Source organism: Serratia sp. BFP-2025, assembly GCF_050880365.1.
GTDB lineage: Bacteria > Pseudomonadota > Gammaproteobacteria > Enterobacterales > Enterobacteriaceae > Serratia > Serratia surfactantfaciens.
Genome location: NZ_JBPAFV010000001.1, coordinates 2,593,725 through 2,615,803, shown reverse-complemented (window position 1 = coordinate 2,615,803; position 22,079 = coordinate 2,593,725). Strand labels below are relative to the sequence as shown.

Genomic DNA, 22,079 nt, shown 5'->3' with positions numbered 1-22,079 from the left:
TTTGAGATGATTTTCCTTAAAATTGATAATTTGCGATACAAAAAACTAACTTTATGGTTTTTGGCGTGTCAATATATCAATGGATGTGGTGATTGGTTAACCTTTGGTTATGGTTTGCAAGAAAAATCCTATATAAACGATGGTGAGGTGAAAAAGCGTATTTCGTGGCGTTAATTGAGTGGTTTTTCTTGCCTGTACTTGGGTATTTTCGCGAATTACCTGATTAAATATTTATTTAATATTTCATTAACATTTGACGCCAAACTATAAATGATCGCTATAGTGAAAACATGTGAATAAAATGAAATATAGATTTAATGACCATATTCTCTTTGACGCAGACACCAGAACCCTTAGTCCAACAGATTTTTCTGACGATCCCATATCCATATCCAGTCCTTCCAAACGGTTGCTGCTGCTGTTGATTGCCCACCATGGCGAAGCCGTAGGGCGTGAACTGATATTCAAGAAGGTCTGGGACGATTACGGCATGGTTTCCAGCAATAATAATCTTAATCAATGCGTCAGCAAATTGCGGCGGGTGATTAAAAATCTTGGCGTTGAGGATGAGGTCATTGTTACGGTCCCTAAAGTGGGTTTTATGTTGCGTGATGAGATTACCATCGAGTCTTATGAAGACGCGGAAGATATTAACGACGCAGAGCCTGCCGCGATGTTGCTGGGATCTGCGCCTGAAGCGGCGGTAAATCCGCCGCCCGAAACCGTCATCAATGGGGCCGACTCTCAACCTGGTTATTCCCGCCGCTGGTGGCTGATGCTCAGCGCGTTGGTTCTGGGGGGGCTTTTCGTGGCTATTGCGATGACGACCTATTTCAGCGGTTCGGGGGCCCGGCAGGAGAGCTACCTGGGAAAGTCGGGCAATTGTAAGGTGTTCATGTCGCTGCCTGATGCCTCAAGCTCGGTCAGCGCCAGCCTGAATCGGGACATTCTGGCTTACGCCGCGCACCAAACGGGAGAATGCAGCGGCGATGAGTTTTTGCTGGTAGTGCGCAGCAATCAGGTCAGGGCTTACATTTCCGGCATATCCCGTTTATTCCTGCTGCGCTGCAAGATCTTGCGTGAACATAAGATGGAGATCTGTTCCGGTTTGGAAAGCGACAATGCCGAGTTTATTAATTGACCATTGAAGCCATTGCTCAACGCGATTGAAAGGGCGACGAATATGACAAAAATATTACAGCGTTGAAATAGAACGTTTGATTTCATTTGGCGAGTCGCCGTGTGGCGTTTATCGAGAGGTATTTCCTTTTTTCTACCGCTTACTACCTAATTATGGTGATTATGTATGGTTAAAGCCGATTTCGGTGATGCGTTGCTATTCTTTGAACCCAGCTTTTTAGTGAGAAGAGGAATGAAAGCATTTCTCGTTACCCGATCAAGCGACAGGTATTTTATCGATACTTTGACGGCGCTGGAGAGGGCATTGAAAGAGGGAAAGCCTCATGCGCTAATTATGGAGTTATATCATCATAGCGAATATTTGTATGATGTATTACGGTTCGTTCTGACGGCAAAAAATGTCTGGCCGGAAATTCCCCTGGTGATTTTCACCGCTGTAGAACACCCCGGCATATTAGCGTTGTTGGCGACGGATGCGCGCATAGCTATCGTGGCAAAGGATGATCCTTTGCATTGTCTGAGTGACGCCATTGCGGCTGCCGGTGAGTTCTCCGGCTATCTTTCCCCACATATTCGCGCCCGGTTGACGCATTCGGCCACCGCATTATCTGACAGCGAATGGCGCGTTTTAGCCATGATGGCTGCCGGTGCTTCTCCAAGAAGCATCGCCAATGTGACCCGGCGAAGTTACAAAACCATAAGCTCCCATAAACTGAATATTATGCGAAAGTTGGGTCTCAATCAGGCCGGCTTTATGCGGCTAATTCTTACCTTGAGAACCCGATACCCTTCCTGAAACGTGGCGAAAAGCCACCTTTTCTCTACGGCGGCCGATCTTGATTGGCTGCTGCCCCCCTGTGTGAATCTCATCAATCTTCCCTCCCAAAGAATAACGCCGGCGCTGAAATTCTGCGCGGGTATGGGAGTGAGGGACAGGGCTGCCAAATGGCTAAATAATCGCCGCCTGATGGGGTTAAACCACAATGTGATTGTGCTTTCATCAAATGCTTAACCCGCTTTTTAATGTGATTGACGGGGAGGTAAAACATTAATTATGGAATTTAAATCTAAATATTTGAACTTTAATAGTTAATGATTCTTTTTTGATCGGCTGGGGATATTCTTGTGGCGTCAAGCAGACTGGCTAAACGCAGTGATGCAAACGGCTGGCTGAGAATGGACGAAAGAAAGAAAACATATTCAACATTGAAGGGAGTTACACCATGAAGAAAATGACACTGGCTCTGGCGATCGTTTCCGCCTTTGCAGCGGTCAGTACTGCACAAGCCGCCGACGTTACCGCTCAGGCGCTGGCAACCTGGTCTGCAACCGCCAAGAAAGACACCACCAGCAAACTGGTCGTGACGCCGATTGGCAGCCTGGCCTTCAACTATGCAGAAGGCATTAAGGGTTTCAATAGCCAGAAAGGCCTGTTTGACGTCACCGTGGAAGGCGATACCACGGCAACCGCTTTCAAACTGACCTCAAAACTGGTCTCCAATACGCTGACTCAGCTGGATACTTCCGGTTCTACTTTGGAAGTCGGGGTGAACTATAACGGTGCGGTGGTCGGGAAAACGGCTGAAACCACCATGATCGACACCACCGCCGGTATTTTGGGCGGCAATCTGAGCGCCTTGTCCAACGCCTACAACCAGGCCGGCCGCACCAGCGCGCAGGATCAGTTCACCTTCAGCATCATCGGCGCGACGTCAAACGGCACCACCGCCGTCACGGATTTCAGCACGCTGCCGGAAGGTATCTGGAGCGGCGATGTCAGCGTCGAATTCAACGCGACCTGGACTTCCTAATCCCCGAACGATCTGCATCTGGCAGGGGGGAGACCTCCTGCTATTTATCGCCCATCAACGCCAGTGGAATACCGTAATGACACGCTTTTCTCTCGCCGTCACCCTGATGTTAATGCTGCTGCAGCCGGCTTTGGCTCTCGATGTGGGTGAGATCAGCTCCTTCATGCCGGGCGACAGCGCGCGTCTGAGTAAGGAAATCAAAAACACCACCGACAGCGGCCGGCTGGTCAACGTCAGCATCGAACGCATTTCCAGCCCCCTGGCCTCCGGTACGGTGATCCCGATGAGCAGCCGGGATGAAATGCTGCTGTCGCCCGCCAGCCTGATCTTGCCGGCCAACGCCAGCGATGTGATCCGCTTTTACTACAAAGGGCCGAACGACGCGCAGGAGCGCTATTACCGCATCGTCTGGTTTGATCAGGCGCTGAGCGAGGCGGGGCAAAATTCGGCTCGGCGCAATGCCGTGGCCACCACGTCGGCGCGCATCGGCACCATTTTGGTGGTGGCGCCCCGGCAGGATCGCTTCGCCTATCAGTTCGCCAATGGGCGGATCAAAAACACCGGCAATGCCACGTTCAAAGTGGTGGCCTACGGCAATTGCAGGAACAAGCAGGACGGCAGCGACTGCAAGGAAAACTATTTCGTGATGCCGGGGAAGGATCGCGCCTTCAGCAAGGTTGACGTCAACGATAAAAAAGGGCGTGTCGCGCTGTGGCACGGCGAACAGTTTATCCCGGTGAAGTAATGCGCGCGTTATCCACGATGGATGCAAAACAATCACGCAAGGAGTGGCATGTGAACGCTGTGCTGTTGAAAACGCTTTTGGCTGCCGGTGCGCTGGCGCTCCCGACGCTGTTGCCTGAACGTATGGCGATGGCGGCCGGTTTGACGCAGATTAACGGCGTGCTGATCCCGCAAACCTTCAGCCTGGCGTTGCGCGAGGGGATGAGCATTCCGCTGTTGCTGCATTATGAAAAGAGCGATGGCGTCAAAGATGACAGCCGCATCGGTCATGCCTTTCTCTACCTGGATCAGGACAGCCTAAAGATTCGTCGGGTGACGCTGGAGGATAACGACGACGGCGCCCGGCTGACGGCGGCGATCGCCGCTCAGCTGCAGGCTTTGCAGGATGCGCCATTCGATCGCCGGCAGCATATCCGGGTCGCGGACGACGCCTGGCTGGCGCTGGATTTCCGGCAGCTCAACCTGCAGCTGGTGGTCAAGGAATCCGCCTTGGGAACGGTACTGCGCAGCCGCTCCAGCGATATCGGCGCGTCCAGCGTAGATGCAGTGAGCAGCACGCTGGATTATAACCTGGGGGTCTACGACAACCGCGCCCGCGCCAGTGAAGGCAATACCTCCAGCTATTTATCGCTCAACAGCGTCACTGCGCTGCGTGAACACCACGTGGAGTTGAACGGTTCAATCTACGGCATCGGCAGCGGCGATGAAAACGCCACGCTGTACAAAGCGATGTACGAGCGCGATTTCGCCGGCCGCCGTTTCGCCGCCGGCATGCTGGACAGTTGGAACCTGCAGTCGCTGGGGCCGGTCACGACGCTCAACTCGAGCAAGATTTATGGTCTGTCATACGGTAACCGCGCCAATTCGACGGTATTCGATAACACCCAATCGTTGACGCCGATCGTGGTGTTTTTCCCATCGGCCGGCGAAGTGCATCTGTCGCGCGACGGACGGCTGCTCAGCGTGCAGAACTTCGCCATGGGCAACCATGAAGTGGACACCGGCAGCCTGCCCTACGGCATTTATGACGTCGAAGTGGAGGTGGTGGTCAACGGCAAAGTCGTGGATAAACGCATGCAGCGAGTGAATAAACTGTTCAGCCCCAACCGCGGCGTCAATGCGCCGCTGGCCTGGCAATTCTGGGGCGGGATGCTGCGCATGGACGACTGGCGTGGCGAGCGGGAACGCCACCGCCCGGCAAAGGATTCTTATTTGCTTGGCGCTTCGGCGACCGGCAATCTGCAAACGCTGAATTGGGCGCTGTCGGGGTACTCGTTTGACGGCAACGCCGTCGGCGAGAGCCGTATCAGCCTGCCGGTGACCGAGTCGATTCAGTTCAACCTGCAAAATATGGCGGCCTCCGATCGCTCCTGGAGCCTGATCAACAGCGTCAGCGCCGCGTTGCCCGGCGGTTTCAGCAGCCTGTGGGTCAACCAGGAGAAAACGCAGATTGGCGATCGTCTGTTGCAAAATAACGCCTATAACCGCGCCGTTGGCGGCAGCCTCAATCTGGGGGCGCTGTGGTCTCCGCTGGGCACCCTGAGCGTCAGCTACAACGACGATAAAAAGAACGACAGCCACTATTACAACGCCGACTATTACCAGAATATCTTTACCGGCCGTTTCGGCACGCTGGGCGTGCGTGCGGGCGTGCAGCGCTACAACAACGGCAGCAGCAACGCCAATACCGGCAAATACATCGCGCTCGATTTTTCACTGCCGATGGGCAACTGGCTCAGCGCGGGCGTCTCCAACCAGAACGGCTACACCACCGCCAACCTGGCGGCGCGCAAAGACATCAAGGACGGGCCGATTCGCACCCTGGGCGCCAACCTGTCGCGGGCGATTTCCGGTGATACCCGCGGCGACAATAGCTTTAACGGCGGCGGCTATGCGCGCTTCGACACCAAATATTCCACCGGCACGCTCAACGTCAGCAGCTCCGCCGACGGCTACGTCAACAGCAGCCTGACCGCGAGCGGCAGCGTGGGCTGGCAAGGGCGTGATATCGCCATCAGCGGCCGCAACGAAGGCAACGCCGGGATCATCTTCAACACCGGCATCGAAAATGACGGTCTGCTGACCGCGCGGGTTGACGGCCGGATGGTGAAACTGAGCGGCAATAAGAACTACCTGCCGTTGTCGCCTTACGGCCAGTACGACGTTGAGTTGATGAACAACAAAAACTCGGCGGAGAGTTTCGACATCGTGACCAAACGTAAGAGCAAGCTCACTTTGTATCCGGGCAACGTGGCGGTGATCTCGCCGGAGATCAAACAGATGGTGACGGTATTCGGCCGCATCAAGGCGGAGGACGGCACGCTGCTGGCCAACGCCTATATCAAGAACCATATCGGCCGCACCCGCACCGATGAGAAAGGCGAATTTATCATGGATGTCGACAAGAAATTCCCGGTTATCGATTTTACCCACAGCGGCAATCAGACATGCGAAGTGGATTTGGATCTGAGCAAGGCGCAAGGCGCAGTGTGGGTCGGCGACGTGATCTGCACCGGGCTGAAAACCTATGCGGGCAATGTTTCATCCGGGGAGTTTGACCATGAGAGCTAACGTTGCGCTGTTGTTATTGCTGGCGCTGATGGCCCCTGCGCTGCAGGCGGCGGTCAGCCAGACCAACTGGCCGGATGCGGCGGTCATGAAATTTGTCTTCGTGGAAAACAACGCCGACGACAACTTTTTCGTCACGCCCGCCGGCGGGCTGGATCCGCGCATGACCGGCGCCAATAAATGGACCGGGCTGAAATACGGCGGTTCAGGCACTATCTATCAGCAAAGCCTGGGGTATGTGGATAATGGCTACAACACCGGGTTGAATGCCAACTGGCGTTATGACATGTGGCTGGAAAATGCGCCGATCAAGAATCCGTTCCTCGGTTTGCGCTGCATCAACTGGTATGCCGGCTGTAATATGGATACCAGTTTGATCCTGCCGCAGACCACCGACGAAAAGGGGTTTTACGGCGCGGTGGTCACGACCGGCGGTGCAAAATGGATGCACGGCATGATGTCGCCGAGTTTCTATCAGTATCTGAAACAGATGGCGGCGGGCGAAGCTTTCAGCATGCAGATCAACGGCTGCCAAACGTCGGTGGCGTACGACGCCTCAGCCGGCGGCCGCTGTCGGGATCAGGCCAGCGGCAGCTGGTACAAGCGCACCGTCACGCACAGCAAGGCGGCGCACCTGCGTTTTATCAACACCAACGCCGTCTCGGAAGTGTTCGTCAACAGCGATGGGGTGCCGATCATCGGCGAGGGCAATGCCGATTGCAAGAACCAGACCATCGGCGCCCGCTCAGGCATCATGTGCAAAATGGTCAGCTACGATTTGCAGACCGACGGCAGCGTCAGCAATACCTCGATTCATATTTTTCCGGCGATTAACCATGCGGCGCTGTCTTCAGCGGTGAATGCCGCCGATCTGCAGTTCAGTCTGAACGGCAACACCTGGAAAAATACCTCGGGCACCGGCAGCTACTATACCTTTAACGAGCTGAAGAGCAGCAACGCGGTCTATGTGTTCTTCTCCAGCAACTTCTTCAAGCAGATGGTCGCGCTGGGGATATCCGACAGCGGCACCCGCGATCTGATCAATTTCCGCTTTCAGAACACCACTTCGCCGGAGTCGGGGTGGTATGAGTTTTCCACCTCAAACCAGCTGATTATCAAACCGCGCGATTTCAGCATCAGCATTATTTCCGATGACTACGACAACAGCCCACACCGTGAAGGGTATGTCGGCCCGGCGGAACCGGCGCTGGAGTTCGGCTACTTCGTGACCACCAGCGGCAAAACCGCCGCCGATCAGGTGAGGGTGATGGCGACCGGGCCTACTCAGGCGATCAACGGGGTGAACTATTGTCTTTTTTCCTCTGCGGATAACAGTACCCGGGTGCCGTTCCCCGCCACCCTCGGCATCACCACCAGCACCAACGGCCAGCAGAGCTTCGCCGCCGGCTGCGATGGCCAATGGCACGACATGACCAACGCGCTCTGGAGCAGCACCCCGTGGAATGATATTTCCGGCGAAGTGGGGGTGCTGAACAAGACCCGCGTGACGTTCAGCATTCCGATGAATAATCCGATCTCGCTGAGAACCGTCGACGGCAACGGTTGGTACGGCGACGTCAGCGCCGCCGGTGAAATTCATGTCGAAGCCACCTGGCGCAACATTAATTGAGGACAGCGTGTGAAACGGGTGCTGATAGGATTGCTGTGTCTGTCTTTTCCCTTTACCGCCGCCGCGATCAATGTCGGCACCCTGACGTTCGCCATGGATCAGGACCGTTCATTCACCGCCAAGCGAGTGTTGAATAACAACCGCAGCGCGCGCCTGTATCAGGTGAGCATTCGCGCCATCGATCGGCCGGGAGAGCGCGAGGCGCGCAGCCGGCCGGCGGATGGCGAACTGCTGTTCGCCCCACGTCAGCTGACGCTGCAGGCCGGGCAGGCGGAGTACTACAAGTTTTTCTATCACGGGCCGCAGGATAATCGCGAGCGTTATTACCGGGTCTCATTTCGCGAAGTGCCGACCCGATTGTTCGAGCCGGGGCCGCGTCAGGGCGCCGGCGTCAACCTGGAGCCGATCGTGGTGATGGACACCATACTGGTGGTGCGCCCGCGTCAGATAAACTTTGCCTATCGGCTCGATGCGCAACGCGGCACGCTCACCAACACCGGCAACACCTACTTCAAGTTCCTGCTCAAACCGGGCTGCAACAGCACGGATGAAGAGGGCGTCACAGAATACCTGCGCCCCGGCGATACGCTGACCCATCCCGGCATTCGGCTGAAGGGACAGAAATTCATTATCTATAACGACAAATTTATCAGCGTAGACCGCAGCTGCCTCGATTAACGCGGCGGAATGGCGAAGCGGAAGCAGGCACCGTTTGGCGCTTGTTCGATCAGCTGAATGTCGCTGTCGTGCAGCTGCAGAATGCGCCGCACGATCATCAACCCCAGCCCGCCGGCAGGGCGCCGGGCGCCGCTGATGATCGACGGGCGTACAAACAGATCGGCGCGCAACGCCTGCGGAATGCCGGGGCCGCTGTCGCTGACCTGCACCATCACCTGGTCTTCCTGCCGCCACAGCCGCACGCCGATATCGCCGCCGGGCGGCGTATGGCGAATGGCGTTGTCCAGCAGGTTGGTCAGCACCCGCTCAATCATGCTGAGATCGGCGAACACCGGCGGAATGCCGGGAGCGATGTCGGCGTGCAGCCGCTGGTTACGCGCCTCCGCCGCCAGCTCGAATTTCTGGAATACGTCCTGCAGCAGTTCGCTGAGGGAGAAGGGTTCTTTCTGCGGTTTCACCACGCCGTATTCCAACCGCGCCAGCTCAAACAGCTCCTGCGCCAGCTTGCCCACCTTGCGGCTCTGCGCCAGCGCGATCTCCAGATAGCGCCGCCGATCGGCTTCGCTCAGGGTGGCGGCCTTGACCGACAGCGTTTCCAGATAACCGTGCAGCGAGGTGAGCGGGGTGCGCAGATCGTGCGAGACGTTGGCGATGAATTCACGCCGCAGCCGATCCTGCTGCGCCAGCGTTTGCCACTGTTCGGCAAGGCGCTGCGCCATGCGGTGGAAGGCCTGTTGCAGCTGGCTGACCTCGTCACGCCCGGCCGGCGTCGCCGGCTGCGCCGCGTAGGCCTGCACCGCCTCAATGCCGCCGCTGTCCAGGGCATTGACCTGCCGGGTCAGCCGACGGATGGGGCGCGTGACCCAGTAGAAAGCGAAACCGCCGGCCAGCAGGCTGAACAGCACCATCACCCCGGAGGTCCACAGCGCCATCCTGACCGCCGAGTTGAACTGGGCGTTGCTGGCCAGCGCGGTATAGTCTTCCCCGAGCAAGACCACATACAGATAGCCTTCGATTCGGCCGTCGACCTTCAGCGGCGCGACGCTGAACACCTTGCGCCCGTCCGCGCTGCGTGGATCGTCGCCATACACCGGCATCTGCGCGCCATCGAGCAGCGCCTGCAGCGGCGGCAGCGCGACCCGCTGCCGTTTCAGGTGCCCGGCCGGCGCGGCATTGCCGATAATCGCCCCTTGCTTGTCGAGCAGGTATACCTCAACGCTGGGATTCACCGCCATCAGCTGATCGAACAGGGTGTGCACCGCCTGCGGATCCGGGCCGTTCGCCCCCAGCAGCGGGTTGCTGTCGGCGATGTGCTGCGCCAGGCTGCCGGACAGGCGTTGGATCACCGCCTGACTGTATTGGGTGCTGCTGCGCACCTGCATCCAGCCGGAAAAGGCGCAGCCGATGACGATCAGCAGTGCGAAGATCAGCGTAAGGCGTGGCGCTAACGTAAGGTTTTTCATGGCTCACTCTTGCGGCGTGGCCGCGAATTTATAGCCCATGCCCCACACCGTGAGGATGCGCTCGGGTTCCGCCGGGTTGCGCTCGATCTTGATGCGCAGCCGGTTGATATGGGTGTTGACGGTGTGCTCATACCCTTCGTGCTGATAGCCCCAGACCTGATTCAACAGGCTGAGGCGGGAGAACACCTGGCCCGGATGGCGGGCGAAAAAATACAGCAGGTCGAATTCGCGCGGCGTCAGTTCGATCGGCTGCTGCTGCAGGCGCACCTCGCGGGCGATAGGGTCGATGGTCAGATCGTTGAAGCTGAGCACGCCGGCGTCCATGCGCAGGTTGCGGCTCATCGCCTCCTGGCGGCGAAACAGCGCCTTGACCCGCGCCACCAGCTCCAGCATGGAAAAGGGTTTGGCCAGATAGTCGTCGGCGCCCAGCTCCAGCCCCAGCACGCGATGCACCTCGCTGGAGCGCGCGCTGGTGATGATGATCGGCGTGTAGCGCGTCATGGTGCGCGCCCGGCGGCAAATCTCCAATCCGTCTACGCCCGGCAGCATCAGATCGAGGATCAAGGCGTCCCAGCCGCCCTGTTCCAGCATCGCCATGCCCTGATTGCCGTCGGCGGCGTGGCTGATGGCGTAACCCTCGTCACGCAAATGCAGCTGCAGCAGTTCGGCGATGTCGCCATCGTCCTCGACGATCAAAATGCGTTTTGGCTTTTCCATTCTCATTACCGCTGATTGCCCGATTCTCTCTGAAGTCTACACAACCCCCACCGGTGGAGTTATCACATTTTATTTAACTTTGCGTGAGGTCTTGGGGAACAAATCCGGGGAATACTCGGTTCATCGCATCATTAGTCGGCAGGAATCGCCATGAATCTCACTCTCACCCCGGAACCACGCCAGACCGTGCATCCGCTGTGGCTGCGGTTGACGCATTGGCTCAATGCGCTGGCGATGCTGATCATGGTGACCAGCGGCTGGCGCATCTACAACGCTTCGCCGCTGTTCAACTTCAGCTTTCTCAACGAGCTGACGCTTGGCGGCTGGCTGGGCGGCGCGTTGCAGTGGCACTTCGCCGGCATGTGGCTGTTCGGCGTCAACGGGTTGTGCTACCTGCTGATCAACCTGGCCAGCGGGCGTTTCAAACGCAAATATTGGCCGCTCAGCCTGAGGCAGTTTCTCACCGATTTCGGCGCGGCGCTGCGCGGCCGGCTGCAGCACGCCGACTTGCGCCACTACAACATGGTGCAGCGCGTGGCCTATTTGTCGGTGATGGTCATCGGCGTGCTGAGCGCGTTGTCCGGATTGGTGTTGTGGAAGTCGGTGCAGTTTCCCCTGCTGCGCACGCTGCTCGGCGGCTATGAAGCGGCGCGCTATATCCACTTTTTCGCCATGTCGGCGCTGGTGGCCTTCGTGGCGATTCACCTGGTGATGGTGGCACTGGTGCCCCGTACGCTGCTGGCCATGCTGCGCGGACGTTAAGGAGTTCACGATGGAAAAGGATAAAACGATCATGACGATCGGCGAGGGACAGGCGATCGTCAAAGAAGCGCAGCGCTTGCTGACCGCGTCGTCTCGCCGCCGCTTTCTGCGCAATGGCCTGACGCTGGGCGGCATCGCCATGCTCACCGGCTGCGATCTCAGCGACAACGCCAATGTCGAACAGGCGCTGAGCCGCATTTCGCGTCTCAACGATCGGGTGCAGGGCTGGTTGTTCAACGGCGAGCGTCTGGCGCCGGTCTACCCGGAATCGATGATCACCCGGCCGTTCCCGTTCAACGCCTTTTACGCCGAGGAGGAGGCGCCGGATATCAACGGCGACGACTATCGGCTGGAGGTGGCCGGGCTGGTGCGGGACAAGCGCGCCTGGAGCCTGCCGCAGCTGCACCAAATGGCGCAGGTCAGCCAGGTGACGCGGCATATCTGCGTCGAGGGCTGGAGCGCCATCGGCAAGTGGGGCGGCGTGCCGTTCGCCACCTTTCTCAAGGCGATCGGCGCGGATCTGAGCGCTCGCTACGTCAGCTTCAAATGCGCCGACGACTACTACACCAGCATCGACATGGCCACCGCGCTGCATCCGCAGACGATTATCGCGCTGACCTATGACGGCCAGATCTTGCCGCGCAAGTATGGCTACCCGATGAAGCTGCGCATGCCGACCAAGCTGGGCTACAAGAATCCGAAACACATTCAGGTGATCGAGGTCACCAACCGCTTCCCGGGCGGTTACTGGGAAGACCAGGGTTACAACTGGTTTGGCGGCAGCTGAGGCGGCCGCCGGCCATTCTCCGGCACTCCGGTGCCTTTGACATGACGGAAGGAAATACCATGAAAAAGTTATTCGCAATGATGATGTGCAGCGCGTTGATGCTGGGTGTGGCCGGCGCCAACGCCGCGGACAGCATGAGCAAAGACGCGATGAAAAAGGACGGCATGAGCCAGATGTCGCACGACGGCATGGCGAAAGACGGCATGAAGAAAGATTGCATGGGCAAGGAGTGCATGAAGAAAGACAAGATGGCCAAAGACGCCATGAAAAAGGATGGCATGGCGAAAGACGGTATGGCCAAAGACGGCATGAAGAAAGACGAGATGAAAAAGGACGCGATGGGGCATTAAGCCGCCGCGATCCGCGGCCGGAAGCGGGCGTTCCGCTGCGGCCGCGGACAACATAAGGAGAGGGGATGATGCAGGCGACATGGCTGCGGCGCTTTCAGCGCTCGAACGGGGACGTTATCTTTATGCGCGCGGCGCTGGTGGTGATCTTCGCCGCTTTCGGCTACGCCAAGTGGTTTGATTACGAGGCGCAGGGGCTGGTGCCGCTGATCGGCAACAGCCCGCTGCTGAGCTGGATGCATCAGGCGTTTGGCATTCGCGGCGCCAGCTATGCGCTGGGCGTCGCCGAATGGAGCTTCGGTTTATTGCTGCTGGCGGGATTCTGGTCGCGGCGTCTGGGCCTGCTGGGGGCGATCGGTTCGACGGTGACTTACCTGACTACGCTGACGCTGATCTTTTCCACGCCGGGCGCCTGGGAGCCTTCCGCCGGTGGTTTCCCGGCCATGGCTGGGGCCACCAGTTTTTTAATCAAGGATCTGGTGTTGCTGGCCGGCTCCCTGGTGCTGCTGAAAGCCGATTTGCCGGCCGAGCAGGCATAAAAAAGGGCGTAGCCTAGCTACGCCCTCTCTCCATCGCCGGTTATCACATATCCGGGAAGGTCAGGGTGCCCCCCGGCGCTTCGCGATGAATGTGCAAGAAGTTCAGGTGCTTCTCGTACTGGTCGAGGATATCGCCAATCACCTGTTCCTTGCTGTAGTCCATCAGGTCGTTGCCCTGGGTGCCCTCCATCAGGAAGGTCTCCAGCCGGTAGTAGTGCGACTTGCCGGAACGGGCGCGGTAGGTGAAGCCCGGCACCGAGTAACGCATCGGCCAGATCTGATAGATGAAGTTCTGTTCTTCGCCCAGGTGCACCAGCAGCTCCAGGTGATTCAGGCGTTCGTCTTCGGTCGGCGGCACTTCGCTGAACTCCACCTTCGCGCCGCGCAGCGCCAGCTCGCGCGCCACGTCCTGCATCGCCGGGCGGCAGACCTTATCCAGCATTTTTTGCGTGTACTGAGTACCCGGGTAGTTCATCACCCGCGACAGGCGCTGTTTCCAGTTGAGCACGTCGTGGCTGGAGACCGGCACCGGCGCCAGGGTGCTGAGCGCGCTGGCCTTGCGGTAGTCTTCCACCCGCAGCGATTTATACAGCCCGGCCATCACGAAGAAGATCACGAAACTGAACGGCAGGCCCATGATCACCGTGGTTTTCTGCAGCGCCGGCACGCCGTCGGTCATCAGCATGCCGATGGTCAGCAGGCCGATGGCTACCGACCAGAAAATCCGCAGCCAGTTCGGCGCATCATTATTGATGTCGGCCAGCCGCGAAGTGAAGTTGCCCAACACCAACGAGCCGGAGTCCGCCGAGGTGACGTAGAACAGCAGGCCGGTGATGGTGGCCACCGAGGCGCTGAAGGTGAAGCCGGGATATTGCGCCAGCAGGCTGTAGAAGCCGCGCTCCGGGAACTGCATCACTTCCTGCGCGAATTCGGCGTTGCCGTGAATGATCTGATACAGCGCGCTGTTGCCGAAGATAGACAGCCACAGCAGGGTGAACACGAACGGAATAATCAGCGTGCCGACCACGAACTGGCGAATGGTGCGCCCACGCGAGATGCGCGCCAGGAACAGGCCGACGAACGGCGACCACGCCACCCACCAGGCCCAGAAGAACAGCGTCCAGTTGTTCATCCACTCCACCGGCCGATCGAAGGCGAAGCTGTTGAGCGTCATGCCCATAAAGCGGTTGACGTAATCGCCGACGTTGAGCACCAGCGCATTGAGCAGGAATTCGGTGTCGCCGAAGAACAGCACGAACAGGATCAGGCCCAGCGCCAGCAGCACGTTCAGCTCGGACAAGATGCGGATGCCCTTGTTGACGCCCGAAGTGACCGAGATGGTGGCCATGATCACCGACAGCAGGATCAGCGAGCCCTGTACCGTCAGGTTTTCCGGGATCTCGAACAGCACCTTGAGGCCGTAGTTGAGCTGCACTACGCCGATACCCAGCGTGGTGGCGATGCCGAAGATGGTGCCGAGCACCGCGGCGATGTCCACGCTGTGGCCGATCGGGCCGTTGATGCGTTTACCGAAGATCGGGTACAGCGCCGAACGGATGGTCAGCGGCAGATTGTAGCGATAGCTGAAGTAGCCAAGGGCGATGCCCATCAGCGCATACATCGACCAGCCGGTCAGGCCGTAGTGGAACAGCGTCCAGACCATCGCCTGGCGCGCCGCCTCCAGCGTTTGCGCGTCGCCTTCCGGCGGCATCATGTACTGGGTCACCGGCTCGGCGACCGAGAAGAACATCAGATCGATGCCGATGCCGGCGGCGAACAGCATCGCTGCCCAGCTCATCAGGCTGAACTCCGGTTTGGACTGTTCCGGCCCGAGCTTGATCGAACCGAAGCGCGAGGCGGCGATAAACACCACGAACACGATGTACAGCGTCGCCGCCAGCAGGTAGTACCAACCGAAGGTGGTCGACACCCAATTCAGCGTGCGGGTGATCCACTGCCCGGAGAAGTCGGTGAAAAAGATGGTCATCAGCGAGAAGGCCAGGATCAGCCCTGCCGAGGTGAAGAAAACCACAGGGTTGAGGCGGTCCTGCTGCGGTTTGGAGGAGGTTTCGCGTGTTGTCATCGTCATCCTCTGAACTGAGTAAAATCGTGCCGCTCCGCATTCTGGGGCGCGTTGGCGCCGCCGGAAAACGGGCGAATGAAGGCGGCGGCCATCCCCACGGGGATGGCCTGAGTGATGCCGCTTTCGCCTGTTGCTGAAGCGCCGGAGCGCTTCGCGGCGGGAACCGCTTACAGCCACTGATTTTGGTCAGATTCGTTAATTACCTCACAAAAATCAGCCAGTTCCACAACCAGATAGTACAAATTTTTAACCAGGCGGCAATAAAATATATGCAATTTTTATTGAACGTTCAATCAAAAAAAAGTTTAATAGTCCGCATGATGACCTGAATCACGGGCGAAACGGCAGTGAAATTTGCCCGCTGAGATAAGGCCGAAGTCGGTTTTGTGAGAGTCGAAATATGCCAAAGGTAGGAATGCAGCCAATCAGAAGGCAGCAGTTGATTGATGCCACGCTCGCCGCGGTAAACGAAGTGGGAATGCATGACGCCACCATTGCGCAGATCGCGCGGCGGGCCGGCGTTTCCAACGGCATCATCAGCCATTATTTCAAGGATAAGAACGGCCTGCTGGAAGCCACGATGCGCTACCTGATCAGCCATCTGGGCGAGGCGGTGAAGCTGCGCTTGCAGGCGCTGACCGACCACAGCCCGGCGGCGCGGCTGCAGGCGATTGTCGCAGGCAACTTCGACGACAGCCAGATCAACAGCGCGGCGATGAAGACCTGGCTGGCCTTTTGGGCCAGCAGTTTGCATCAGCCGCAGCTCAATCGGCTGCAACAGGTGAACGGCCGCCGGCTCTATTCCAACCTGTGCGCCGAGTTTCGCCGCGTTATGCCGCAGCCGCAGGCGCGGTTGGCGGCCAAGGGGTTGGCGGCGCTGATCGACGGACTGTGGCTGCGCAGCGCGCTGCGCGGTTCGGCGTTCAATCAGGCGCAGGCGCTGGCGCTCACGACCGAATACATCATGTTCCAACTCCGGGGGCAAACGCCGCCTGGAGGATAACCCAAGGAGATCCTATGTCCCGTTTTGGCTTGCAGAAGCTCTATATTCATGGCGCCTATGTAGACAGCACCGCTGGAAAAACCTTCAACGCCATTAACCCGGCGAATGGCGAAGTACTGGCCGAAGTCCAGTCCGCCGGCGCTGAAGACGTCGATCGTGCGGTGGCCAGCGCGGCCAGCGGGCAGAAAGTGTGGGCGGCGATGACGGCGATGGCGCGTTCGCGCATCCTGCGTCGCGCGGTGGATATTCTGCGCGAGCGCAACGATGAACTGGCGGCGCTGGAAACGCTGGATACCGGCAAAGCGATGTCGGAAACCACCGCAGTTGACATCGTCACCGGCGCCGACGTGCTGGAGTACTACGCCGGCCTGATCCCGGCCATCGAAGGCGAACAGATCCCGCTGCGCGATACCTCGTTCGTTTACACTCGCCGCGAACCGTTGGGCGTGGTGGCCGGCATCGGCGCCTGGAACTACCCGATTCAAATCGCGCTGTGGAAGTCTGCGCCGGCGCTGGCGGCGGGCAACGCGATGATCTTCAAACCGAGCGAAGTCACGTCGCTGACGGCGCTGAAGCTGGCGGAAATTTACACCGAAGCCGGCCTGCCGGACGGCGTTTTCAACGTGGTGACCGGCAGCGGCGCGGAGGTGGGGCAGTACCTGACCGACCATCCGGGCATCGCCAAAGTGTCCTTCACCGGCGGGGTGAAAACCGGCAAGAAGGTGATGGCCAACGCGTCGGGGTCGACGCTGAAGGAAGTCACCATGGAGCTGGGCGGCAAGTCGCCGCTGATTATTTTCGACGACGCCGATCTGGATCGCGCCGCCGATATCGCCATGATGGCCAACTTCTACAGCTCCGGCCAGGTGTGCACCAACGGCACCCGCGTCTTCGTGCCGGCGGCGCTGCAGGCGCAGTTTGAGGCGAAGATCCTCGAGCGCGTGAAGCGCATTCGCCTCGGCGATCCGACCGATCCGCAGACCAACTTCGGGCCGCTGGTCAGCTTCGCGCACATGGAGTCGGTGCTGCGCTTTATCGAGAGCGGTAAAAACAGCGGCGCGCGCCTGCTGTGCGGCGGCGAACGCGTCACCCACGGCGAGTTCGGCAAGGGCGCTTACGTGGCGCCGACGGTGTTCAGCGACTGCCGCGACGACATGGAAATCGTGCGCGAGGAGATCTTCGGGCCGGTGATGAGCATCCTCAGTTACCAGAACGAAGAGGAAGTGGTGCGCCGCGCCAACGACACCACCTTCGGCCTGGCCGCGGGCGTGGTGACCAACGATCTGGCTCGCGCGCACCGCGTGATCCATCAGCTGGAAGCCGGCATTTGCTGGATCAACACCTGGGGCGAGTCGGCGGCGGAAATGCCGGTCGGCGGTTACAAGCAGTCCGGCGTCGGCCGCGAGAACGGTCTGACCACGCTGGAGCACTACACCCAGATCAAATCGGTGCAGGTTGAGCTGGGCGATTACGCCTCGGTATTCTGATCTTCCCGTCGTCTTTCGAGCCGCAGCCGCGTTGGCTGCGGCCGACAATTCCCAGAGAGCCAAATACACCGCCTGTTGTGGATCCGCGCTTCGCGTTTTCGTCTCATGCAGGCCTATAAAGTAAGGAGATAATGAATGGAATTTGACTACATCATTATCGGTGCCGGTTCCGCCGGCAACGTGTTAGCCACCCGATTGACCGAAGACGCCGACGTCAGCGTCCTGCTGCTGGAAGCCGGCGGCCCGGATTACCGGATGGATTTCCGTACCCAGATGCCGGCCGCGCTGGCGTTTCCGCTGCAGGGTCGCCGCTACAACTGGGCGTATGAAACCGACCCTGAGCCGCACATGAACAATCGCCGGATGGAATGCGGCCGCGGCAAAGGGCTGGGCGGTTCGTCCCTGATCAACGGCATGTGTTACATTCGCGGCAACGCGATGGACTTCGACAACTGGGCCAAGGCGCCCGGCCTGGAAGACTGGACCTATCTGGACTGCCTGCCGTATTTCCGCAAGGCGGAAACGCGCGATATCGGCCCGAACGATTACCACGGCGGCGAGGGCCCGGTGAGCGTCACCACGCCGAAAGCCGGCAACAACGAACTGTTCCACGCGATGGTGGAAGCCGGCGTGCAGGCGGGCTATCCGCGTACCGACGATCTGAACGGTTACCAGCAGGAAGGCTTCGGCCCGATGGATCGCACCGTGACGCCGAAAGGGCGCCGCGCCAGCACCGCTCGCGGTTATCTGGATCAGGCGCGTTCGCGGCCAAACCTGAAGATCGTCACCCATGCGCTGACCGATCACATCGTATTCGACGGCAAGCGCGCGGTGGGCGTCAACTATTTGCAGGGCGACAGCAATCAGCTGACCCACGCCAAAGCGCGCCGCGAAGTGCTGCTGTGCGCCGGCGCCATCGCCTCGCCGCAGATCCTGCAGCGTTCGGGCGTCGGCCCGGCGGCGCTGCTGAACAGTCTGGATATCAAGGTGGTGCACGATCTGCCGGGCGTGGGGGAAAACCTGCAGGATCACCTGGAGATGTATTTGCAGTACGCCTGTAAGAAACCGGTGTCGCTGTACCCGGCGCTGCAATGGTTCAACCAGCCTAAGATCGGCGCGGAGTGGCTGTTCAACGGCACCGGCATCGGCGCCAGCAACCAGTTCGAGGCCGGCGGCTTCATCCGCAGCCGCGAAGAGTTCGCCTGGCCGAACATTCAGTATCACTTCCTGCCGGTGGCGATTAACTACAACGGCAGCAACGCGGTGAAAGAGCACGGTTTCCAGGCGCACGTCGGCTCGATGCGTTCGCCGAGCCGCGGCCGGGTGCAGGTGAAGTCGAAAGATCCGCGTCAACACCCGAGCATTCTGTTCAACTACATGGCGACCGAGCAGGATTGGCAGGAGTTCCGCGACGCCATTCGCATCACGCGCGAGATCATGGCGCAGCCTGCCCTGGACGAATACCGCGGCCGCGAAATAAGCCCGGGGCCGGAGGTGCAGACCGACGAGCAGCTGGACGCCTTCGTGCGCGAGCATGCCGAAACCGCTTTCCACCCGTCCTGTTCGTGCAAAATGGGCGAGGATGAGATGGCAGTGGTCGACGGCCAGGGCCGGGTGCACGGCATGGAAGGATTGCGGGTGGTGGATGCGTCGATTATGCCGCTGATCATCACCGGTAACCTGAACGCCACCACCATTATGATCGCCGAGAAGTTAGCCGATCGCATTCGCCAGCGCGCGCCGCTGCCGCGCAGTACCGCCGACTATTACGTCGCCGGCGATGCGCCGGTGCGCAAGCTGTAACCGACACGCCCTCTCGCCGTTGAGGGGGAGGGCCGCCGTAGCAAGCAACCCCTCTCCATATGCTCTTCCCCAAGGCGAGGGGGCAACTCTCTTTTTTATCCCTTATCCCATCATGCCGCCGGCAGCGAGATCGCCTGATCGAAACTGGTGGGCGTCGCCATGCGCCACATGCGGGCGTAGAACTCGCTTTTGATCTCCGGCTGCAGCAGCGCGCCCGGCTCCAGATAGTAATAGATATCGGCGTATACCTTGATCTCGGTCGGCGTGATGCGACGCAGCATATGGTGCGAGGTCAGCTGCTCCGGGCGGCTGACGCCGGCCGCCGCCAGCATGTCCGCCAGCGCTTTCACCGTATTTTGATGGAAGTGATAGACGCGCTCCGCCTTGTTCGGCACCACCAGCGCCTTTTGCCGCAGCGGATCTTGCGTCGCTACGCCGGTCGGGCAGTGGTTGGTGTGGCAGCTTTGCGACTGGATGCAGCCGACGGCGAACATAAAGCCGCGCGCCGAGTTCACCCAGTCTGCGCCGAGCACCAGCACGCTGGCGATGTCGAAGGCGCTGATGATCTTGCCGCTGGCGCCTATCTTGATTTGGTCGCGCAGGCCGCAACCCACCAGCGTGTTATGCACGAACAGCAGCCCTTCGCGCAGCGGCATGCCCATATAGTTGGAAAGCTCGAGCGGCGCGGCGCCGGTGCCGCCTTCCTTGCCGTCCACCACGATGAAGTCCGGCAGGATACGGGTGTGCAGCATCGCCTTGACGATGGCGACGAACTCCCACGGGTGGCCGATGCACAGCTTGAAACCGACCGGCTTGCCGCCAGACAGCTCGCGCAGCTGCTGGATGAACTGCATCATTTCCAGCGGGGTGGTGAAGGCGCTGTGCGAGGCCGGCGAGATGCAATCGACGCCTTGCGGCACGCCGCGGGTGGCGGCGATTTCCGCATCCACCTTTTTCGCCGGCAGAATGCCGCCGTGGCCCGGCTTGGCGCCCTGGCTGAGCTTGATTTCAATCATTTTCACCTGCGGGCTTTGCGCCTGTTCAGCAAAGCGGCGTGGATCGAAATGACCGTCGGCGGTGCGGCAGCCGAAATAGCCGCTGCCCAGTTCCCACACCAGGTCGCCGTTGTTTTCGCGGTGATAGCGGCTGATGCTGCCCTCACCGGTGTCGTGGTAGAAGTTGCCCTTGGCCGCGCCGAGATTGAGCGCGCGAATGGCGTTGGCGGAGAGCGCGCCGAAGCTCATCGCCGAAATGTTGAAGATTGACGCGGAATAGGGCTGGCGGCAGTCGGCGCCGCCGATAGTGATGCGGAAGCTGGTCGGGTCGGCGGCTTCCACCGGCCGCATGGAGTGACCGATGCACTCATAGCCGGTTTGGTACACATCCAGCAGGGTGCCGAACGGCTTGTCGCCCATCTCGTTTTTCGCCCGGCGATACACCAGCGTGCGCTGGGTGCGCGAAAACGGGATCTCTTCATTATCCTGTTCAAGGAAATACTGGCGCAGCTCCGGGCGGATGAATTCAAAGAAGAAACGCAGGCGGCCGATGATCGGGTAGTTGCGGCAGATGGCGTGGCGCTGTTGCGTGAGATCGTAGATACCCAGCACCATCAGACAGCCGCAGGCCAGGGCCGGCAGCCAGAACCACGGATGGTTGTGCATCATGATCAAGAAAACCAGGGTGAGCAAGATGCTCAGCACAAAGCAGGTATAGCGGCTGAATAAGGACGACTTCATAACATCTCCTGATGTTTATTTTAATCCACACGACATGACTCACGGATAGTCCGTGTGCAAATCGTAGCCAACAGGAGAGGATGTTGTGTGTCTGTTGCTGCTTTGTCGCCGGTTGTTACATTAATTTAACGCGGCGAGGGGGCGGGTTGCCGCGCGGCGCACCGCGCAACAAGCCAGGGCAGGTTATTTGCCGGCGACGAAGATGGTGCTCATGCTGCGCAGCCGCAGCTTTTTCATCGCGCTGTATTTCTGCGAAAAGATGGTTTTCGGGTGCGTACCGCGCTTTTCCGCAATGTGCAGCAGGCTGTCGCCGCGCAGCAGATTGAAGATCACGTCGCTTTCCGCCGGGCTGAGCTCGCGGGTTTTCTGCACCTTGATGCCGCCCGGTTCTGTGCTTTCCAGCAGCCGCTGGATTTTTTCCTGCAGCGAATAAAGCGGAATGCGGGTGGAGACCAACTCGACGGAAATCCCCAGGATCGACAGCAGTTTCACCACGCGTTCGTCGTCATAGAACACCAGCAGGCGCGTCTTGCTGTTGTACTGCTGGTGCAGCGACACCAGGCTTTCTATCACGTTGACGCTCTGTTCCAGATTTTGCGAGGTGAAAATCAGCGCAATGTCGTGCTTGGTGATCTTCTCTGCTTTGGCGCCGCCGTGCATGAAATCGGAAAACAGGCGGATATCGTAGGCGCCGTAATGTTTCTTCAGCAGCACCGACAGGCCAACATAGCTGTACTTACACTCACTAATCACAAGAACGTTGTTTTTAGACATAGGGCAA

Annotated in this window: 19 protein-coding genes; 14 read left to right on the top strand and 5 right to left on the bottom strand. The window is 59.2% G+C overall.

Translation table 11 applies throughout. From position 1 onward, the window contains the following. Positions 1-301 precede the first annotated feature (301 nt). The 7 genes from ACRAWE_RS12450 (at position 302) to ACRAWE_RS12420 (ending at position 8,571) form a co-directional block, all read left to right on the top strand. Positions 302-1,141, top strand: a complete 840-nt coding sequence (locus ACRAWE_RS12450; RefSeq protein ID WP_432525586.1) for a winged helix-turn-helix domain-containing protein — start codon at positions 302-304, stop codon at positions 1,139-1,141. 165 nt (positions 1,142-1,306) lie between these two features. Continuing rightward, on the top strand, positions 1,307-1,936 hold the full coding sequence (locus ACRAWE_RS12445) for a helix-turn-helix transcriptional regulator (protein WP_019454475.1): 630 nt from the start codon (positions 1,307-1,309) through the stop codon (positions 1,934-1,936). Positions 1,937-2,363: 427 nt separating this feature from the next. Continuing rightward, complete coding sequence (gene ecpA / locus ACRAWE_RS12440; RefSeq protein WP_004939148.1) at positions 2,364-2,951, top strand: common pilus major fimbrillin subunit EcpA; 588 nt, start codon at positions 2,364-2,366, stop codon at positions 2,949-2,951. Positions 2,952-3,027: 76 nt separating this feature from the next. After that, positions 3,028-3,696: a hypothetical protein gene (locus tag ACRAWE_RS12435; RefSeq protein WP_063919028.1), complete on the top strand. Its 669-nt coding sequence runs from the start codon at positions 3,028-3,030 to the stop codon at positions 3,694-3,696. A gap of 50 nt (positions 3,697-3,746) precedes the next feature. Then, the gene (locus ACRAWE_RS12430) at positions 3,747-6,266 is read left to right on the top strand and encodes a CS1-pili formation C-terminal domain-containing protein (RefSeq protein WP_063919029.1); all 2,520 of its coding nucleotides are present in this window, start codon (positions 3,747-3,749) and stop codon (positions 6,264-6,266) included. After that, positions 6,256-7,893 carry a fimbrial adhesin EcpD gene (gene ecpD / locus ACRAWE_RS12425; RefSeq protein WP_019454472.1) on the top strand — a complete coding sequence of 546 codons (1,638 nt, stop codon included), beginning with the start codon at positions 6,256-6,258 and terminating at the stop codon, positions 7,891-7,893. The genes ACRAWE_RS12430 and ecpD overlap by 11 nt, the downstream gene beginning before the upstream one ends. Before the next feature lie 9 nt (positions 7,894-7,902). After that, the gene (locus tag ACRAWE_RS12420) at positions 7,903-8,571 is read left to right on the top strand and encodes a fimbria/pilus periplasmic chaperone (RefSeq protein WP_019454471.1); all 669 of its coding nucleotides are present in this window, start codon (positions 7,903-7,905) and stop codon (positions 8,569-8,571) included. Here the strand turns inward: ACRAWE_RS12420 and ACRAWE_RS12415 are convergent. Both ACRAWE_RS12415 and ACRAWE_RS12410 read right to left on the bottom strand, forming a co-directional pair. Beyond that, entirely contained in the window at positions 8,568-10,034 is a 1,467-nt protein-coding gene (locus tag ACRAWE_RS12415; protein ID WP_432525422.1) for an ATP-binding protein, read from the bottom strand. The genes ACRAWE_RS12420 and ACRAWE_RS12415 overlap by 4 nt on opposite strands. 3 nt (positions 10,035-10,037) lie before the next feature. Further along, on the bottom strand, positions 10,038-10,751 hold the full coding sequence (locus tag ACRAWE_RS12410; protein ID WP_019454469.1) for a response regulator transcription factor: 714 nt from the start codon (positions 10,749-10,751) through the stop codon (positions 10,038-10,040). A gap of 150 nt (positions 10,752-10,901) precedes the next feature. On the opposite strand from ACRAWE_RS12410, the gene ACRAWE_RS12405 reads away from it, so the two are divergent. From ACRAWE_RS12405 to ACRAWE_RS12390, 4 genes are all read left to right on the top strand, one after another. Continuing rightward, entirely contained in the window at positions 10,902-11,513 is a 612-nt protein-coding gene (locus tag ACRAWE_RS12405) for a cytochrome b/b6 domain-containing protein (protein ID WP_063919033.1), read from the top strand. 10 nt (positions 11,514-11,523) lie between these two features. After that, on the top strand, positions 11,524-12,300 hold the full coding sequence (locus ACRAWE_RS12400; RefSeq protein ID WP_019454467.1) for a molybdopterin-dependent oxidoreductase: 777 nt from the start codon (positions 11,524-11,526) through the stop codon (positions 12,298-12,300). 59 nt (positions 12,301-12,359) lie between these two features. Then, on the top strand, positions 12,360-12,650 hold the full coding sequence (locus ACRAWE_RS12395; protein WP_019454466.1) for a pentapeptide MXKDX repeat protein: 291 nt from the start codon (positions 12,360-12,362) through the stop codon (positions 12,648-12,650). A 65-nt stretch (positions 12,651-12,715) separates the two neighbouring features. Continuing rightward, positions 12,716-13,186 (top strand): YkgB family protein, encoded by a 471-nt coding sequence (locus ACRAWE_RS12390; protein ID WP_019454465.1) that lies wholly within the window; start codon positions 12,716-12,718, stop codon positions 13,184-13,186. A gap of 43 nt (positions 13,187-13,229) precedes the next feature. Here ACRAWE_RS12390 and ACRAWE_RS12385 read toward each other — a convergent pair whose 3' ends face one another. Next, entirely contained in the window at positions 13,230-15,269 is a 2,040-nt protein-coding gene (locus tag ACRAWE_RS12385) for a choline transporter (RefSeq protein WP_025159984.1), read from the bottom strand. A 400-nt stretch (positions 15,270-15,669) separates the two neighbouring features. On the opposite strand from ACRAWE_RS12385, the gene betI reads away from it, so the two are divergent. The 3 genes from betI to betA all read left to right on the top strand — a co-directional run bounded on the left by betI (position 15,670) and on the right by betA (position 19,562). Further along, the gene (gene betI / locus ACRAWE_RS12380) at positions 15,670-16,272 is read left to right on the top strand and encodes a transcriptional regulator BetI (protein WP_432525421.1); all 603 of its coding nucleotides are present in this window, start codon (positions 15,670-15,672) and stop codon (positions 16,270-16,272) included. Positions 16,273-16,286: 14 nt separating this feature from the next. Then, complete coding sequence (betB, locus tag ACRAWE_RS12375; protein WP_019454462.1) at positions 16,287-17,759, top strand: betaine-aldehyde dehydrogenase; 1,473 nt, start codon at positions 16,287-16,289, stop codon at positions 17,757-17,759. Positions 17,760-17,894: 135 nt separating this feature from the next. After that, entirely contained in the window at positions 17,895-19,562 is a 1,668-nt protein-coding gene (gene betA / locus ACRAWE_RS12370; protein ID WP_019454461.1) for a choline dehydrogenase, read from the top strand. 110 nt (positions 19,563-19,672) lie between these two features. Here the strand turns inward: betA and ACRAWE_RS12365 are convergent, their stop codons facing one another. Together ACRAWE_RS12365 and ACRAWE_RS12360 are read right to left on the bottom strand one after the other, a co-directional pair. Beyond that, positions 19,673-21,298: an FMN-binding glutamate synthase family protein gene (locus ACRAWE_RS12365; RefSeq protein WP_019454460.1), complete on the bottom strand. Its 1,626-nt coding sequence runs from the start codon at positions 21,296-21,298 to the stop codon at positions 19,673-19,675. Between the two features lie 183 nt (positions 21,299-21,481). Beyond that, positions 21,482-22,072: a LuxR family transcriptional regulator gene (locus ACRAWE_RS12360; protein ID WP_025159982.1), complete on the bottom strand. Its 591-nt coding sequence runs from the start codon at positions 22,070-22,072 to the stop codon at positions 21,482-21,484. Positions 22,073-22,079 lie beyond the last annotated feature (7 nt).